General features: G+C 56.6%; 14 protein-coding genes and 1 pseudogene. 9 read left to right on the top strand and 6 right to left on the bottom strand.

From position 1 onward, the window contains the following. From pgaB to pgaD, 3 genes are read left to right on the top strand one after another with little or no spacing between them, the layout of a single operon-like run. Complete coding sequence (gene pgaB, locus CKW16_RS06450; RefSeq protein ID WP_095127686.1) at positions 1-1,998, top strand: poly-beta-1,6-N-acetyl-D-glucosamine N-deacetylase PgaB; 1,998 nt, start codon at positions 1-3, stop codon at positions 1,996-1,998. A gap of 1 nt (position 1,999) precedes the next feature. Beyond that, the gene (pgaC, locus tag CKW16_RS06445) at positions 2,000-3,355 is read left to right on the top strand and encodes a poly-beta-1,6-N-acetyl-D-glucosamine synthase (protein ID WP_095127685.1); all 1,356 of its coding nucleotides are present in this window, start codon (positions 2,000-2,002) and stop codon (positions 3,353-3,355) included. Then, a complete protein-coding gene (gene pgaD / locus CKW16_RS06440) occupies positions 3,352-3,879 on the top strand; it encodes a poly-beta-1,6-N-acetyl-D-glucosamine biosynthesis protein PgaD (RefSeq protein WP_095127684.1) in 528 nt (175 codons plus the stop codon). Before pgaC ends, pgaD begins: the two co-directional genes overlap by 4 nt. Here the strand turns inward: pgaD and CKW16_RS06435 are convergent. Further along, positions 3,876-5,405 carry an apoptosis inducing factor family protein gene (locus CKW16_RS06435; RefSeq protein ID WP_095127683.1) on the bottom strand — a complete coding sequence of 510 codons (1,530 nt, stop codon included), beginning with the start codon at positions 5,403-5,405 and terminating at the stop codon, positions 3,876-3,878. The genes pgaD and CKW16_RS06435 overlap by 4 nt on opposite strands. A 139-nt stretch (positions 5,406-5,544) precedes the next feature. Between CKW16_RS06435 and CKW16_RS06430 the strand changes: the two genes are divergently transcribed. The 5 genes from CKW16_RS06430 (at position 5,545) to CKW16_RS06410 (ending at position 9,390) form a co-directional block, all read left to right on the top strand. Beyond that, the gene (locus CKW16_RS06430) at positions 5,545-6,105 is read left to right on the top strand and encodes a YbhB/YbcL family Raf kinase inhibitor-like protein (RefSeq protein ID WP_095127682.1); all 561 of its coding nucleotides are present in this window, start codon (positions 5,545-5,547) and stop codon (positions 6,103-6,105) included. Positions 6,106-6,193: 88 nt separating this feature from the next. After that, the gene (locus CKW16_RS06425) at positions 6,194-7,906 is read left to right on the top strand and encodes a VWA domain-containing protein (RefSeq protein ID WP_095127681.1); all 1,713 of its coding nucleotides are present in this window, start codon (positions 6,194-6,196) and stop codon (positions 7,904-7,906) included. A gap of 1 nt (position 7,907) precedes the next feature. Then, a complete protein-coding gene (locus CKW16_RS06420; RefSeq protein WP_095127680.1) occupies positions 7,908-8,474 on the top strand; it encodes an RNA polymerase sigma factor in 567 nt (188 codons plus the stop codon). Continuing rightward, positions 8,471-9,103, top strand: coding sequence for a hypothetical protein (locus CKW16_RS06415; RefSeq protein WP_095127679.1), 633 nt, complete (start codon positions 8,471-8,473; stop codon positions 9,101-9,103). Before CKW16_RS06420 ends, CKW16_RS06415 begins: the two co-directional genes overlap by 4 nt. Before the next feature lie 20 nt (positions 9,104-9,123). Further along, positions 9,124-9,390, top strand: coding sequence for a hypothetical protein (locus CKW16_RS06410; RefSeq protein ID WP_256580448.1), 267 nt, complete (start codon positions 9,124-9,126; stop codon positions 9,388-9,390). Positions 9,391-9,662: 272 nt separating this feature from the next. Here CKW16_RS06410 and CKW16_RS06405 read toward each other — a convergent pair whose 3' ends face one another. The 4 genes from CKW16_RS06405 to CKW16_RS06390 form a co-directional block, all read right to left on the bottom strand. Further along, a complete protein-coding gene (locus CKW16_RS06405) occupies positions 9,663-9,902 on the bottom strand; it encodes a pyocin S6 family toxin immunity protein (RefSeq protein WP_095127677.1) in 240 nt (79 codons plus the stop codon). Between the two features lie 15 nt (positions 9,903-9,917). Beyond that, positions 9,918-11,198 (bottom strand): S-type pyocin domain-containing protein, encoded by a 1,281-nt coding sequence (locus CKW16_RS06400; protein WP_256580447.1) that lies wholly within the window; start codon positions 11,196-11,198, stop codon positions 9,918-9,920. 374 nt (positions 11,199-11,572) lie between these two features. Then, positions 11,573-11,773, bottom strand: coding sequence for a KTSC domain-containing protein (locus tag CKW16_RS06395; RefSeq protein ID WP_095127676.1), 201 nt, complete (start codon positions 11,771-11,773; stop codon positions 11,573-11,575). Positions 11,774-12,990: 1,217 nt separating this feature from the next. Beyond that, the gene (locus CKW16_RS06390; protein WP_095127675.1) at positions 12,991-15,570 is read right to left on the bottom strand and encodes an ATP-binding protein; all 2,580 of its coding nucleotides are present in this window, start codon (positions 15,568-15,570) and stop codon (positions 12,991-12,993) included. Positions 15,571-16,219: 649 nt separating this feature from the next. Between CKW16_RS06390 and CKW16_RS06385 the strand changes: the two genes are divergently transcribed. Next, complete coding sequence (locus tag CKW16_RS06385) at positions 16,220-16,744, top strand: DUF2846 domain-containing protein (protein WP_176471521.1); 525 nt, start codon at positions 16,220-16,222, stop codon at positions 16,742-16,744. Positions 16,745-16,830: 86 nt separating this feature from the next. On the opposite strand, the pseudogene CKW16_RS32450 reads toward CKW16_RS06385, so the two are convergent. Then, a pseudogene (locus tag CKW16_RS32450) lies at positions 16,831-17,052 on the bottom strand (histidine kinase); the annotation flags it as partial. Positions 17,053-17,182: the final 130 nt, after the last annotated feature.

The following is a 17,182-nucleotide window of genomic DNA, read 5'->3' as shown; positions in this document are numbered from 1 at the left end:
ATGCCCTTTATTTCGCGTTTCATCCTCCTGCTGGGAGTGCTGTTAGCCAGCGCCTGCGCCCAGCAGGCACCGGCCTTTGCGCCACCGTCCGAGCGCCCGGTGCCAGCCAACGAAACCCCGTGGCCGAAAAATCATGTACTGGGCATCGCCTACCACGATGTCGAAGACCGCGACCCCGATCAGGCGGTGGTGGCCGTGCGCACCGAGCGCATGATCGAGCAGCTTGCCTGGTTAAGGGAGAACAACTACAAACCGGTCACCGTCGACCAGATCATGGCCGCTCGCAACGGCGGTCCCGAGCTGCCGCCCAAGGCGGTTCTGCTGAGTTTCGACGATGGCTATTCGAGCTTCTACACCCGCGTCCTGCCGGTGCTGCGCGCCTATAACTGGAACGCACTGCTGGCGCCGGTCGGGAGCTGGGTCGACACGCCGCTGAACCAGCCGGTGGATTTCGCCGGTACACCGCGCAAGCGCTCGGACTTCCTGACCTGGGATCAGGTGCGGGAAATCTCCAAATCCGGGCTGGTGGAAATCGCCGCTCACACCGATGCCAATCACAAAGGTGTGCTGGCTAACCCTCAGGGCAACCTGCAGCCGGCCGCCGCCACCCGCCGTTACGATACGGTCACTGGCCGGTACGAAACCGAAGTTGAATTTCAGGCTCGTCTGCGCACTGATGTCGCGGCGATCTCGGAGAAAATCCGCAAAGTCACAGGTATAAGTCCGCGGGTTTGGGTCTGGCCATATGGCGCCGCTGATGGCACTGCATTGCAAGTCGTCGGCAGCCAGGGTTACCAGATGGCGCTGACCCTGGACGACGGACTCGACACCCTCGACAACCTGATGAGCAGCCCGCGTTTCCTGGTGGCCTCTGACCCGGACGGTGAGCATTTCGCCAACAGCATCGTTTCGGTGCAGTCCGAATCGCCGATGCGCGTGGTGCATGTGGACCTGGATAACGTCTACGACGTGGACCCGGCCCAACAGGAAATCAACCTCGGCAAACTGATCCAGCGCATGGCCGACATGGGCGCCAATACGGTGTTCCTGCAAGCGTTCGCCGATCCGAAGGGCGATGGTCTGGTGCACTCGCTGTATTTCCCCAACCGTCACCTGCCGATGGCCGCGGACATCTTTGACCGCGTGGCCTGGCAGTTGCGCACCCGGGCCCACGTCAAGGTTTATGCCTGGATGCCGGTGCTGAGTTTTGCCCTGGATTCGAAGCTGCCACGGGTGACTCGCTGGGACCCGAAAACCGGCACCACGTCGGTTGACCCGGACCAGTACAAACGTCTGTCGCCGTTCGATCCGAACGTGCGACGCATCATCGGTGAGATCTACGAAGACGTGGCGCGCCTGACGTCGGTCGACGGCATCCTCTATCACGATGACGCGGTGCTGTCGGACTTCGAAGATGCCAGCCCGCAAGCGCTGAAGGTATACGCCGCCAACGGACTGCCGGGCTCGATTGCCGCGCTGCGCGATGATCCGGCGACGATGCTGCGCTGGACGCGTTTCAAGAGCCGTTACCTGATCGATTTCACCAAAGAGCTCACCGCCAAAGTCCGCGCCATTCGCGGTCCGCAGGTGCAGACGGCGCGCAATATTTTTGCCGAGCCGATGCTCAACCCCGACAGCGAAGCCTGGTACGCCCAGAACCTTGACGACTTCCTCGGTACTTACAACTGGACGGCGCCGATGGCCATGCCGTTCATGGAAAAACAGAGCCAACAGCAATCAGGCCCCTGGCTTGAAAGACTGGTCGCCACGGTCAAGGCTCGCCCCGGCGCGCTCAACCGCACGGTGTTCGAATTGCAGGCCCGTGACTGGACGAAACAGACCGACGCCGACATCGATGGCGAGCAACTGGCCGACTGGATGAGCCTCCTCAAGCGTCAGGGTGCGACCAGCTTCGGCTACTACCCCGACAACTTCCTCGAGAACCTGCCGGACTTGAAAGCCGTGCGGCCCGAGCTCTCCAACAAGTGGAATCCATAACATGCTGGATAGACTTCTGGCCCTGCTGGTTCTGGCGATTGTCCTCGGAGTTCCCCTTGGGCTGATCTTCCTGGTCACCGGGCAATTCCTGATGGACTTCGTGTTCTTCTACCCACTGTTCATGTCGGGGCTGTGGATCGCCGGCGGCCTGTATTTCTGGCTGCACTGGGAACGTCACTGGCCGTGGAAAGAGGACACGCTGCCGCCCGCGCTGAAAGGCGAGCCGATGATCTCGATCCTCATCCCTTGCTTCAACGAAGGTGACAACGTCGCGGATACCATCCACGCGGCGCTGGCGCAGCACTACCCAAACATCGAAGTGATTGCGATCAACGACGGCTCCAAAGACAACACGGCCGCCGTGCTCGACGCCTTGGCGGCGCATGATCCACGTCTGCGGGTGCTGCACCTGGCGGAAAACCAGGGCAAGGCGGTGGCCCTGCGCATGGGCGCCATCGCGGCGCGCAGCGAGTATCTGGTGTGCATCGACGGTGATGCGCTGCTGGCGCCGAACACCGCGGCGTATCTGGTCGCGCCGATGCTCGACAATGCGCGCCTCGGCGCCGTGACCGGCAACCCGCGGATTCGTACCCGATCGACGTTGGTAGGCCGGGTACAGGTTGGCGAGTTCTCGTCGATCATCGGGCTGATCAAGCGCACCCAGCGCGTCTTCGGGCGGATCTTTACCGTCTCCGGCGTGATCGTTGCGTTCCGTCGCACGGCGCTGAACCGGGTCGGCTACTGGAGCCCGGACATGATCACCGAAGACATCGACATCAGCTGGAAGCTGCAACTGGATCACTGGAGCATCTTCTACGAACCCCGCGCGTTGTGCTGGATCCTGATGCCGGAAACCCTCGGCGGACTGTGGAAACAACGTCTGCGCTGGGCTCAGGGTGGCGCCGAAGTCTTGTTCAAGAACATTCGCGGCATCTGGCAGTACCGCCATCGCTATCTCTGGCCACTGCTGTTCGAATACTGCCTGTCCACGGGGTGGGCCTTCACATTCCTGTTGTCGGTGATGTTCTGGGTCGTGGGCAAGTTCGTCGAAATGCCTGAGGCCATCGCCGTCCATGACCTGATGCCGCCGGCCTTTACCGGGTTGTTGCTGGCACTGGTCTGCCTGATGCAGTTCGCGATCAGCATCCTGATCGACCGCCGTTACGAGAAAGGGCTGTGGAAAACCATGTTCTGGGTGGTCTGGTATCCGCTGGTGTTCTGGCTCATCAGCCTGCTCACGACCTTGGTCAGCTTTCCCAAAGTGCTGTTCGGCCAACATCAGAAGCGCGCGCGCTGGGTCAGTCCGGACCGGGGCATCAAACCGTTGGACGACGATGAAGAGGAAGTCATCAGATGAAAATCATCAGAACCCGGCAGCGTCCTTTTCTGGTCGTGATCGATGCCTTTTTCACGGTGCTGGCCTGGATCGGTCTGCTCTATCTGCTGGTCAAGGGGCTTTGGCCGCTGGTCGATACCCGCGACGGACCACGTATCGATGCGTCGGTGTTTGACGCGCTCGGCACGTTGCAGATTTATCTGTGGGTAGCGCTATTGAACGCGGCGATCCTGATTTCCTGGGCGCGTTATCAACAGCGCAAAAGCAAGAGCTTCGCCCAGCGTCGTCTGCCGGCACCGGTGGTGGACGATCACGGTCTGAGCAAAAGCTTCAAGCTGAGCGGTGATCGGTTGAAGAAACTGCGTACCCCAGGTTCCATGACCATTCACAACGATCAGGAGGGCGATATCACTCATGTGGTCACTCACTTCTTCCCAATCACCGCGGACCTGAAACCGGCCCCTCTGGCGCCGCTGGAGCATCCGCGGGTCATTCGCCTGCCAGCCGAAGATGACACCAACAGGGAGCCGCTGAGCCACGTTTAGCCGACATCCCGAATCAGCCGCCACGCCTCATCCACCGGCAGCGGCTGTTTCATCCGTTCGGCGAGCATCGCTATCGCACGTTCTTCATCGCAAGCCACCGCGGCAACCACCAACCCGTCCTTGCCGAACAGGCCGATAAAGGGTGGATGGTCGGGATCGCCTTTGAACTCGACCTCATCCCAGGTCGCGGCGTGTCCAAGGTAGTCGTAGTTTTTACCGAAGTGCCAGGTCCAGAAATAAGGCACGTCGAGGTAATGCTCGTCGCCGCCGAGCATGTTCATCGCCGCGATTCGTGCCTGTTGCTGTGCCAGGCGCCAATGTTCGATCCGTTGGGGTTGGCCGTTGAGCGGGAAGGTCGCGATATCGCCGGCGGCCCAAAGCCCATCGGTCACGCGCATTCCGCCGTCGACCTTCAGCGACTGGTCTTTTTCCAGGGGAAGGCCGGTAAATGCGCCGGTTGCCGGGCTGACGCCAATGCCGACCAACACCAAATCCGCCGGTAAACGTTGACCGTTGTCCAGGCGCACCGCTTCGACCTTGGCGGTTCCTTCGATGTGTGTGGCTTGGCCATCCGTATGAAACACCACGCCGTTGGCCTCGTGCAGGGCACGAATCGATTTGCCGACGGCATCGCCAAACTGTTTGGCGAAAGGCACTGCGTGGCGGGCCAGAACGGTGACGTCCAAGCCGTATTGACGCAGGGAGGACGCGGATTCCATGGCAATAAAACTGTCGCCGATGATCACCGCTCGTTGGCCTGGTTTTGCCGAGCCCAGAATCCGCTGCGCCTGATCCTTCGAACGCAGCACGAACACTTGCGGCAGGTCGGCACCAGGCAGTGTCAGTGGATTGGGTGTGCCACCGGTGGCGAGCAGGGCAGCGTCGTAGCTCAGCGATTGACCATCAGACAGGCGCAACGTTTTGTTCGCGGCGTCCAGGCTCGTCACTTCAGTGTTTATTCGCTCAATGCGCTGTTCGCGGTAAAAGTGTTCATCACGCAGCGGCGGGACTTCTTCCGGCGGCATCTCCCCGGCAATCACGAATTTGCTCAAGACCGTGCGGTCGTAACCGGCGTCGGTTTCACGGTCGATCAACAGCACCCGGCCACCGAAGCCCTTTTCGCGCAACGCCGCCGCACACGCCGTGCCTGCTGCACCGGCACCGATGATCACAAAGGTTCGCTCGTCATCCGCCGGTGGGGTGTGAGCGTCGGACATCGGCTGATCGTCGACCCAGACCTCGTCATCGCGCACTTCCAGCGGATAGCGCTTGAGGCTGTCCAGGGCCGGCGGTTCGCACAGCGCACCGTCCTCGATCCGGTACGCAGCCTTGTGCCACGGGCAGATCAAACGTCCGTGGCAAAGAGCGCCGTCGGCCAGCGGCGCCCCGGCATGGGGGCATTCGCCCTGAAAGGCGCGTAGTTGATCGCCCACCCGCAGCAGGACAATTTTCGTGTCCGCAATCTGGACCTCAAGGCCCCGATTTTCGGACACATCGGCGAAACGGGCGACGCGGTGCAGTGCCATGATCGCTCTCCAGGCAGGCGTTTCACTTAAGAGTTTGGCGCTTATCTGGAGGTTCAGCCAATTCCCACTGCAACCAAATGAACGGTCCGGCTATAGTTTGCACGCCGACGACGGCCCCACCCGCACAAGGTGCTCCGGTATGCCCCGATTGACCTCTTTTAACCCTTGGCTGGCGGCCGTTGCAGTCGCCCTTTGCGTGCAATTTCCGGCGCAGGCCCAGGAGCGTTTTACCCTGAACATCCCAGGTGTTTCGGATGACCGACTGTTCACGGTAGCGGCCGCCAGCGATGCCCCGGGTTGTGGCGGGCATAACGCGTCACCGGCACTGAACTGGAACGCCGGGCCGGCGGGTACGTTGAGCTATGCCATCGTCATGCACGATCCTGACGGCCAAAAAGGCCAAGGCGTCGATCACTGGGTGCATTACGGCATCAAAGCCACGACTCATCAGATTGCCGCCGGTGTCGGCGCAAAATCCGCCCTTGAAGGCGTCGGTGGCACCAACAGCAAAGGCACCACCGGTTATGTCGGCCCTTGCCCGCCCGTCGGCGACAGCTCCCACCACTACATCATCCAGCTCTACGCCCTGGACCTGGCGCCGGAAGCTTTGCCCGCCGGCCTGACGCGCGCGCAGCTACTGGAAAAAATCAAAGGCCATGTGCTGAAAAACAGCAGTGTGGTGCGGCGTTATCACCGCTGAAGTTTTTTTTCAGCGGTCTTAACCCGAATCGACGGGGCTGTCCGTCTCAGAGGATGAATGGATCAATTTCCTCCTGAGGTCAGCCCCCATGTCCCTCCCTCTGCATTTCCTCCGCCCGGCCGCCCAGGGTTTCGCCGCCGGGTTGCTGCTGGCCATTGCCGGTTGCGGCGTTTCATCCAAGCCTGATTCCGCCTCGGTTCCGCCACCGGCCCAAGGTGCGCTGCCGGCTGAAGTCATGGTGCGCAGCGAGGCTGTCATGGCAGACACTTCGATGGCCAAGCGCAGCGTTCACCCGGCACCGACGGCAAGCTATGCGCCGATGCCAGCGGGCGAAGCGTATCCGCAGGGATATCGGGATGAGCAGCGGGAGCAGTATCAAGCGCTGGCGGATAACCCGATTCACAGCGTGGTCGAAGCGCCCGTCTCGACCTTCAGCGCCGACGTCGACACCGGTGCTTACGCCAACGTCCGCCGCTTGCTCAACCAAGGGCGCCTGCCCCCGGAAGGTGCGGTACGACTGGAGGAGATGGTCAATTATTTTCCCTACGATTACGCATTGCCCTCCGATGGCTCGCCCTTCGGCGTGACCACCGAGCTGGCGCCGTCGCCGTGGAATCCGCATACCCGATTGCTGCGCATCGGCATCAAGGCCTCGGACCGCGCGGTTGCGGAACTGGCCCCGGCGAACCTGGTGTTTTTGGTGGACGTGTCCGGCTCGATGGACCGACGCGAGGGGTTGCCGCTGGTCAAAAGCACCCTGAAATTGCTGGTCGATCAATTGCGCGAGCAGGACCGGGTTTCATTGGTCGTCTATGCCGGCGATTCGCGTGTGGTGCTGGAGCCGACCTCCGGACGTGACAAAGCGAAAATTCGTACCGCCATCGAGCAACTGACCGCCGGCGGATCAACCGCTGGGGCGTCAGGCATCGAACTGGCCTATCAGATGGCGCAGCAGGCGTTTATTCCCAAAGGCATCAACCGCATCCTGCTGGCCACCGACGGTGACTTCAACGTCGGTATCAGCGACTTCGACAGCCTCAAGCAAATGGCTGTGGATAAACGCAAGACCGGCGTTTCCCTGACCACATTGGGTTTTGGTGTGGATAACTACAATGAACACCTGATGGAACAGTTGGCCGATGCCGGCGACGGCAACTATGCCTACATCGACAACCTGCGCGAGGCGCGCAAGGTGCTGGTGGATCAGCTCGGCTCGACCCTCGCGGTCGTGGCGAAGAACGTGAAGCTGCAAGTGGAGTTCAACCCGGCACAAGTCAGTGAATATCGGCTGTTGGGGTATGAGAATCGTGCGTTGAAGCGTGAGGATTTCAGCAACGACAAGGTCGATGCCGGTGAAATCGGCGCAGGGCATACGGTGACGGCGTTGTATGAAATCGTGCCGAAGGGTGAGAAGGGCTGGCTGGAGCCGCTGCGGTATGGCAACTCCGGGGCAGTTGCTTCCGGGAAATCTGGGGAAATGGCCATGCTGCGCGTGCGATATCAGTTGCCCGAAGGTGGGAACAGTCGCTTGATCGAGCGGCCGATCGCCAACGGTCAGGTCGGCAAAGCCAGTGATGACCTTCGTTTTGCGGCGGCCGTGGCGGCGTTTTCCCAGCAGCTCAAGGATGGGCGTTATACCGGTGATTTCAGTCTGAAGGACACCGAGGCTTTGGCTCGCGGTGCACGGGGCGAAGATCGATTTGGCCTGCGGGCAGAGTTCGTGCAATTGGTGGAGTTGGCGCAAAGTCTGCGAACCACCACCGCATCGAATAGTGAGCCGCTTAAAGGAGGCTACAACTGAAATGTCAGCGCCTGAATCGAGCGACGAATCGCTGCTGGCCCGTTATCGCGCAGGCGACAGGCCGGCGTTCGAGATTCTGTACGCCCGTCACCGCCAAGGGCTCTACCGATTCCTGCTCGGCCTGAGCGGCAAGTCCGAGCTGGCCGAAGAGGTTTACCAGGACACCTGGCTGAGCCTGATCCGCAGCACCAGTCAGCCACAAGGCCGGGCGAATTTTCGTACCTGGCTCTACCAGATTGCCCGCAACCGCCTGATCGATCACTGGCGCAAACACGGAATCCACAACCCCTTGCACGACAGCTATGACGAACAGATCCACGCGCTGAGCGATGACGCTGCTGATCCCGAACAACTGCTGAGCCTGAGCCGCGACAACCAACGCCTCGAAGCGGCCTTGCAAAACCTGCCCGCTGACCAGCGCGAAGTGTTCCTGCTGCGCGCCCACGGCGATCTCGACCTGCCGCAGATCGCCACCCTCACCGAAACACCGCTGGAAACCGTCAAAAGCCGCTTGCGCTACGCCCAGCAAAAACTGCGTCGGCTGCTGGCCGAGGAGGTACTGACATGACTGACGCCCGTCCTACGCCAGAAGACGAAGTGTTGAAGCACTATCGTGAACACGCGACCAGCGAACCGCCGGCCCATCTCGACGCCTTCATCCTGGCCACCGCACAGCGCGAAGTCCCGGTGCAGAAGCCAGGTCTGTGGAAGCGCTGGGTCCAGGCCTGCCAGAAACCCCGTTGGCAAGTCGCATTTGCCAGCCTCGTCGGTGTGGCCCTGATGCTTGCACTGGTGCAACGCACGGAGGAGCAACCGCCGAGTTATGACTTCGCGCCTGCACCCAAAGCGTCTGCGCCGGTCGCGAAAAAAGAAGCCGCAGAGGTATCACCTTCGGTTGCTCGCTCGCTGGCGGCCCCGGCCGGCGCGATGTCCGCCCCCGCGCCTGCGGCGCCAATGGCCGATTTTGCCGCGCCCGCGCAGAGCGAATCCATCAGCGCTGAAATGGCTGATGAAGCGAAGGTCAGCAAACGCTCGGCGATAGCTCCAGCAAAGTTTATCGACGATCAATTAAGGGAAGTGATCCGCCTGCAAAAGGCTGGTCAGGCTCAAGCGGCCGCTGACCTGATGGCGACATTGCACAAACGCTTTCCCAAGGAAAATCTCACGGCCAGACTCAAGGATTTGCAGAAAAACTGAGAGGCAGGGCGGTCAGTCATTTGGCATCGACACCCGAAAGCGCGCACTATCGACCTATAGCCGATGCGTTGGAGGAAGCCATGGCGAAAAAAATCGACCGCATCGCCCAAATGCTCAACTGCCCGGTGAAGGGTCAGGAATTACGGCGGGCTGTTACTGAGAGTCGTAAGGAGTTTCTGCTGGCGAAGCAGGCAGAAGAGGCGGTAGAGGACGACGTTCTTGATGATGAAGTGGTCGAGGACGAAGAGGATGATGAATACGACGAGTTCGATTGGACGACAGAATGAAAAAACCGCTTTGGCGGTTTTTTTGTGCATCGTCTATTCAGCGGCAGTAGTTCGGGATTACCGAACAACTGAAATTCTTACCAACATCGCCCGAGGGGGCGGGGAGATTGACCAAAAAAATGCCGACTACCCAAGAAACTACCCAAGAAGTCACCCAAGAAACTACCCAGAAGTTGATCATAAGCGCCCCGCGACCGACGATCTAAACGTGGTTTGACGGTCATCGGCCTGGTGAGGTGCGCACTTCGTCGAACTTCCGCTATTAACTCCTGCTATGCCCGTACGCCGATGAATAGCTCCAATTCTTTCGGTAATGACTGTTGGATCGCTATTTCTAATTGTTGGACCTGCCCACCGGTTAATGGAAGCTCGCCATTAGCCTCCGCCGCTAAGCTGTCCCAACCCAAAACGTCCATAACCGCTTGCTCAAATACAGGGCTTACGTCGAGCTCAAACTTGATCGAATCGTCTTCGTTGTCGCCTGCAAGAAAGCCCGTAATCTCTAAAAACATTGTTGCTCTCCGATATCACTTTGATGTGGTTCGCCCTGGTTCAGCACCCTTTGTACGTTCCCCTGTATCGGGGTTGAACTCTCCCAAATGCTTACCTTGCTTGTCGTAGAGTTCAACTCTGCCGTTCTCATAATCCCATTCATAAATTCTGCCCTTGCGATCTTTCCAACGACTTCGTTTTTTGCCACCGCCTTGGACGCTCGACATTTGTTTTGCGCGTGTGGCGTCTGGGAAGGCCGTCAGTGTTTTGGGGGCAGGATGGTAGCTGTAGTCGCCGCCAATAGGCCGAGCAAACACCACATACAGCGATTTCAAGCCCGTATCTACCGGGAACACCAGAATACAGTCATCGGTGTTGATGTCCTCGCCGGGAAGACCTTCTATCTGGCTGTCGTAGTTGTCCGGAATCGGGTGGACCAGGATGCTGCCGAGTTGTTCGCCACTGTTGTCGGGGTAGATCAGTGGGGGCATCTGCCCCAGTGGCCCGCGCTGGGGCGTCCACAAAATGGTGATGCCATTGAGCTTGGCTTCCAAGGCTGTTTTATCGGCGTTCCACGTGGCTTGCACCGTGCGTACCGTATCGTCGCCTGATGCGGTGGTATGGATGCCGTAGACTTGTAATGCGCCCTCGGCATCGCGACGAAACTGAAAGCGCACACGGGTAGGTGCGTGGGTCATGCTACGCAATTGAGTGTCGGTATGGAGCGTCCCGTCATCCATCTTCGTCGGGAGCATGCCCAGTATGAAAACACTGGCAGGCCCACCCGCACCGCGTATCGCCCAATTGAGACGCTGCTGCAGGATGCCGCCACCGGCCATGCGACCTAGTGCCAGATCGGCGCCAAGTGCCGTCGCTACGGCGGTACTGGCCGACGGAAAAAGCATGGCGCCTGCGACCATTACCTTGCCGAAGTTCGAAGCGGGTTCCGAAGCGGTGCCGGCGTCGGTGCGACACCAGTTATCGGGGATGCAAGATTTGGCAAAGACCTGATCGTCGCGAGGCTTGGTCTGTGGCCATGGATCTTTTGGGGGGATGTAGACCGGTTCAGGCGCTGGCGCTGATCTAGCTACGAAGCCACTGCCTGAACTGGCAATGCGTTCCTTTACCAACAGCAAATCACCCTTACGGACGGACTCGACAATTTCGCTGTCGCTGATGCGGGAATGGCTCCCAAAATTGGCAAGTCCGTTGATGTTGTGTCGACCTCGCATGAGCGCGTCCTTCACCAATCGTGCGGCATTGCTGGGGCTTTCGGTTTGTTTGAAACCCTTGTCGGCATTCCTTATCAATCGCATGAAATTCCCTTTGATTAAGTCCTAGGGGCATTCTGGAGAGCGTGAGGCGCACCGGGCAAAAAATAGTTTTGCGGCATTTGTCCGAACCGGTCGATTGATACCGGCCTAACACGCTCCGCTCCTTTCGCGAGTGGTGCGCGATAGTGTTTGAAATAAAAGGGCGCCCGAGACAACGCCCAAAAAAAAGCCCCAGACCCTGCGGTCTGAGGCTTTCTCGTTTCTACGTATGGTGCCCAGGCGTCGTTTGAACTGGAGGCTGTGGGGCCCATTCTATAAGGGTTTGGGTAGTAGTGATTCGGTTAGGCATACACGTGGGCATACACGGTCCATGCTGCTGGTAGGGTATTGGCTTGAAAGCTTACCCATGCAAGGAGCTAGCACTGGTAGCGATCTTTAATGACTCTGTCGAAATACGACCCTTTGGAGCCAGCCGCCATCAACCCCTGATGTACGTCTGATGGCACGCGGCAGAAGTCGTATGTGCGTCCTTGTTTGAACGTGATTTTCATCCAGCCTGTGGTGGCGTCGTAGCCCACAGCCGTGATTGCCGACGAGATCACACGAATCATATCCATAGCGCTTTCCCTAACTCTGACTGCCAACCGACCTGGTAGCTTGGCTGTTGATACTAGCCGATGACCGGCAGCTCGGCGCCGTGCTGTTGGCGAAGCGCAAAGTCCTGTTACCGAACCCGGAAAACTGCCGGGGACCCTGAGGCTTTTCTCACGGTACGGGGTCGGAAACCCGCGACATCGTGTTAGCGACAGGCTACGCAGCTTACTGAAATTTCAAACGTTGAAATTGAAAGGATCTTGAAGAAAAAGGGGCATCGTTACCGTGTCGGTAATGATGCCCCTTTGTGTTGCTGATAACGCACGCTTGGCGTTGGTCAACCGAGTCAACGCCGTCAACCTGTCAACTAACTTAAAAAATCCAGCCGCTAACACGAACGCGCGGGTTCTCTGCCCCGTACCCATCGAAATGCCCAGGGTCCCCGGCGAGCTACCAAGCGATAGGGCAAATGCACAGGTGAACAGCAGTTCACCCGGTTCACCTGTTCACTAAGCTGTGCACTTTTCCGCTAACACGATCACGCGGGTTTCCGACCCCGTACTTGTTGAACATCCCCAGGGTCCCTGGCGATGTCGGTGCTCTGGTCGATCCATCTCCCCTGAGCGTTATCGGCGGACGGCACCTCTCAAGCGTCGTGACGTTCGGCAACCCAGCATTCGAATTTATGCATTAGTCGATACCAAGCCAGTTTTGCTTTCGCTGGTGGCGCTATCATCGATGGGGTGTGGGGGGGGGGAAAGACGTGTTACAGGTGTTGCGGGTGTTACGAGCGATCTTAACTGATTGAATTTATTGAGCTTTATTCGTGTTACACACTGTTCGTCCTTTCACCTGCATCGGGTGTTACATGCCAAATAGGTGTTACAGCAGCGTTTACAAATTTGTGTAAAACCGTAGGCCGCAATCGGCCGAGGCTGTGTAAAAACGTTTTTCAGCGCGATTGGAGCCCTGTGTTGGACTGAAAATCTCGTTTCTACGCAAAATCCACATCGGCTGAGCAGTCGATAATTTTCAGATTTCGCATAGACGCGCAAACTTCAATTTTGACGAAGCGTTTTTACACACTCTGGGCCAAAAGCGGACGATTGCCCTCAGGCTGCTTCCAACAAAGAGGCGTGATCGGAAGCATCTACAAAAACATGGCGATCCAGAGCGACGGATTCTCTCCGTCGCTTGGCAAATCACTTCATCTATATAGAGCTTATATTTGGCATCAATGTCAGGTGGCAGTTACCACTAGAAGCTTCATCGTTTTCCCAAAAATTGATGGGATATCTGTTTCTCGCAATTGCCATTTTGGAGTTTTCCCACTATCTGCGATTGCCCGATGAAGACACCCAATGATACTGCTGAGAGCCTCAGGCTCGCCATTTACCATTTTAAGATTGCATGACGGAGAGTTTGCCAGCGGTCGAATAAGGATAACCCCCGGAAATTCATTTGCTGAGCTGTATGTATCTACGTGGTCCATTTCAGGTGATTTAAATATGCCTATCTCCGCGTTCTCGGCAGCAGCTGCTAACGCCTGGTAGCTAATGAAGAACGAGTTACCACTTACTGTTACGAGAACTCTAGCAAACTTAATTGGGTCGACGCCAAAATCACCAAAATGCGCTGAAGCAATGCATCGTTCAAAATCGCTTACACCTTCACGCTCAAGGATGTCTAATTGTTCCTCACCCCATGACCTTAAAACGTCTTTCGGCGCCTCTGGAATATCTAAATCACGCTTCGCAGATGCGGGCAAATAGTCTATGTACCCAATAAACGACTCTGCGCTTCCGACCCCAATGGATGCAGGTAGTCCGCCCACAGTGCGGAGCCCCAAAAGCATTTGGTTCGTCGCAGGATGAGTTGATATCGCCGCCATACCAACAATGGCGTCGTCTCCTCTTTTTATCGGACGTAATCTATGGTGATTACTATCAATATATTGTTGCAAGGTAATATCATCACGATTTGATAAGAAGCTTATGCGACTTAGCAATTGTCGTGATTTCTCAATATCTGCACATCTACCATCATGGATCTGAACAGGGGTATTGCCCGTAACAAAAACTCGAACGGGAACGTCGAGACCAACGGTAAGCGCGGAAATAAAATCTTCAAAAGTGCATTCGAACTCCTTTGACCCCGAATAAGAGGGCTTAAGCGCAATCGATTCCCCGAACGACAAAATACCGGGCTTTAATCTCGCTGTAACCTTTGTAGATATATTTGAGGAAAACCCGTTAACTCGTCCACTCCGAAGAATCGGGCGAAGAGAAACACCTGAGTTAAAAACGAGTGTATTTACATCGGCTAGTCCCTTGTCCCAATATCTACTTGATACCTCAACAGAGTCTGAAATCATGAAAATCGAATAGAAACCAACTCCAAAACGACCAATTGACCGAAATTTAGATGAGCGAAGACCAGGAAACTCAGCTTGGACTAGTGACGATTTCCAAAAGCTATTCCCAAAATCTAGTAGTGGCCCTGTCATCACTCTACGCGACATGCCGGTTCCATTGTCTTCAACAGACAGCTGTCCGCTTTCAGTGAAACGCACGATAATTTCACCTTCGAAACCAGGCTCTATAAATCTACGGGCAACAACAGCATCTCGGGCATTCTGTATCATCTCTCGCAAAACGATTCCGAAAAGATGTATCGGCGAACCTTTACCATAGAGGTTCTGCCCTCCCAGTTCCTTCACCAAGGACTCTACATTACTAACATGCGGCTTAGCCCCACATGGCATCCACCCTTCTACGCGTAAATGCCGAACTAATTCCTCAATAGACTCCGAGCCACTAACTCTTTTAACTTTGAATTCTGGCGCTGCTTGCCGAGTACGATTGCGAAGTAGCTCGTTAGATGAAGCGATTTCGTGAGCGACAGTGGAAACTGCATCGTAAGCCACCCACCAGGCAGCCGCATCGCTCTCATGGAAAGGCCGACTGGATGTGTAGATAACCGCCGTATTGCATTGATCGCCTGTGTCGGGCGATGGCCCCATCATTCTGTTTTGAGCCCGCCAATGTTCCAGAGATACCCCTTGGCGCTTTATTAGTGCATATAAAAACAATGGCGCTCTTGCTTGATTGATGTGAGCCGCGTCGGCGCACCGTAACAGACACGCTATCTTTACTGGATCTACTGACCATTCTGACGGAAGTGGAAAAGGGGCATTGAACTGCTCCCCCAATGACATTGATAGAGCTTCCGTATTCCAGTGGTGGCTGGACGCAATATTCCCCGCGAGGGGCCCTATCTCCGTGCGAAGTTGAGTGTCATCGATCAAATACATAGTTTGACCTGTATCTGGATGCTTCCAACCAATCTCCGTGAGCTTCTGAGCCTGATGGGCATGCAGTGCTCGAAGCGCAGTAAAGTCCGCAGCCGCTTGGCGCGCTTCTTCTGTCAGATCTGGCGATTGGTCACATTCGTGTGCGTAGGCGTCCTGCCACTCAACAGAATCTCGTACACCTTCGCGACCATTCTCATATGCTTGCCAGCACATCGCAGAATCATGAAGTAACACGGACAAACCAAAAACGAATCCTTCTAGTGGGTTTAGAGGATAATTCTCACCCGCTATTAAATCAGCAGTTTCCCAAAGAGCATCAAGGTGTGTAATGTCATGGACGGTAAGCCCAGGCAAAACATGCGCGATTTTCTCGACAATAGGCTTGATATTTTCTCTACATGTCATTAAGGCCGCTCGGAGACGCGTACGGTGCGGCTCTAACGGGTCATCTGAAATTGGAGCGAGCGAAGACTGCCACAAACCGGTCTTTTGGAATCCATCAGCCATTTGCTTCCCCTATTGTTTTTTGCAGATTGATGTGTGCGGCGTTCGAAGCACCCCATCAACTCGCTTCCTTTAACGTTTCGGCACTCAAAAGTCTGCTGATTCTAAGAGCCATAATTTTGCCATTACACGATATTACTCGACAGGGCGCTCAATGCCTACGGAGAGCAGGCACCTCTCGTTTACTGCTTATGGCCCGATAGCAGGATGTCCGGAGTGGCTGATTCTGGACGAATGAAGCCTGTGTGAACGGCCGTTTCGGGTCGACTTCTATCCGGCTCGAAGGGCAGAAATCGGCCCAGAGTGTGTAAAAACGCTTCGTCAAAATTGAAGTTTGCGCGTCTATGCGAAATCTGAAAATTATCGGCTGCTCAGCCGATCTGGATTTTGCGTAGAAACGCGATTTTCTGTCCAACACAGGGCTCCAATGGCGCTGAAAAACGTTTTTACACAGCCTCGGCCAATAGCGGCCAATAGCTGCCTCTTGAGAGTAGGGAAAACGCCTAGCGCAATTTGGTTACGTATGGGAGCGATGGCATACTTCGCCGGCGCAACGCGTCCGCCCAAGAACTGGACCGCCTCCCATCCCAAACGCGGCTCGCTTCCGTTTGCCCCTTCGCATACTGCCGAAAAACCAGATAGGAAACCCGCTATGCCACGCACCTTTTTTTTCGCTGCGCTTATCGCTGCTACCGCGCTGCTTCAGGGCTGCGCCAGCGCCCCGTCCTTAGAAGGGCAACCGTTCTACCAGGCACCGGCCGAGGTCAGCGCAAACAGCGCAACGGTCTATTTCCTGCGGCAACCGAATACAGTCGGGGCTGGGGTGGCTGAAAATATTGAAGTGGATGGTCTGCACGTTGGGATGCTCCCTTCCGGTGGTTTCTTCACGGTCACGCTGCTGCCTGGCACGCATGCAGTACAAGCCAAACGGCAAAACTTTCTAGCTGGCGATCTGGGTGATGGCAGCTTCACAATTACTGTCGAGAAGGGCAAAACCTACTTCATCGCCAATCAAACCAGCACGGTTCCCTATCGAGACAACTGGGCTGTCACTGAGGTTAAGGATGGTTCATTCCGGCTCGAGAAGTTCTATTTTCGCTGGGCCAATGTTCCCCAAAACGATGCGGAGAAAATGCTCAAAACCACTCGGCGTGTGCCTAGGGAAAAGTTGCAGTAAAGGACAGCTACTGGCCGATTTCTGCCTGTGCTAACAGGCAGCAATCGGCCAAAAGCGGTCCTTCAAAATAGACTGTCAGGTTTGAGCTATTCAGTCAGTCCCATACGCCGACGAGCGCGGTTCAATGAACAATTACGTACCGCCCAACGCAGCACAGGCAAACTGCGTTTGACGCTTACACGAACCAGTTTGCTTTTCAGCGGGCTCAGGGAGACATCGAACATCTCGCTGGCCCAGCGCGGTAAAAGGTCGACTCCAGCTTGCACCATCAACGTGCCGAACGGTCTCGCCAGCCGACTGGGTGACGGGGGCTATGGGTGGGCTGATTATCCTTTTTTCAAGCCTTGTTGGGGGTTTGGATTTGTCGCCGACAATCAACATAAATGAATTGGCGATATATGGTATCAATCCTTCCTTAGGGGATCTCCAGGAAATGAA

It is taken from the genome of Pseudomonas sp. Irchel s3h14 (assembly GCF_900187425.1).
GTDB lineage: Bacteria > Pseudomonadota > Gammaproteobacteria > Pseudomonadales > Pseudomonadaceae > Aquipseudomonas.
The sequence above is the reverse complement of the archived record's forward strand: the minus strand, read 5'-3'. Positions and strand labels throughout refer to the sequence as shown.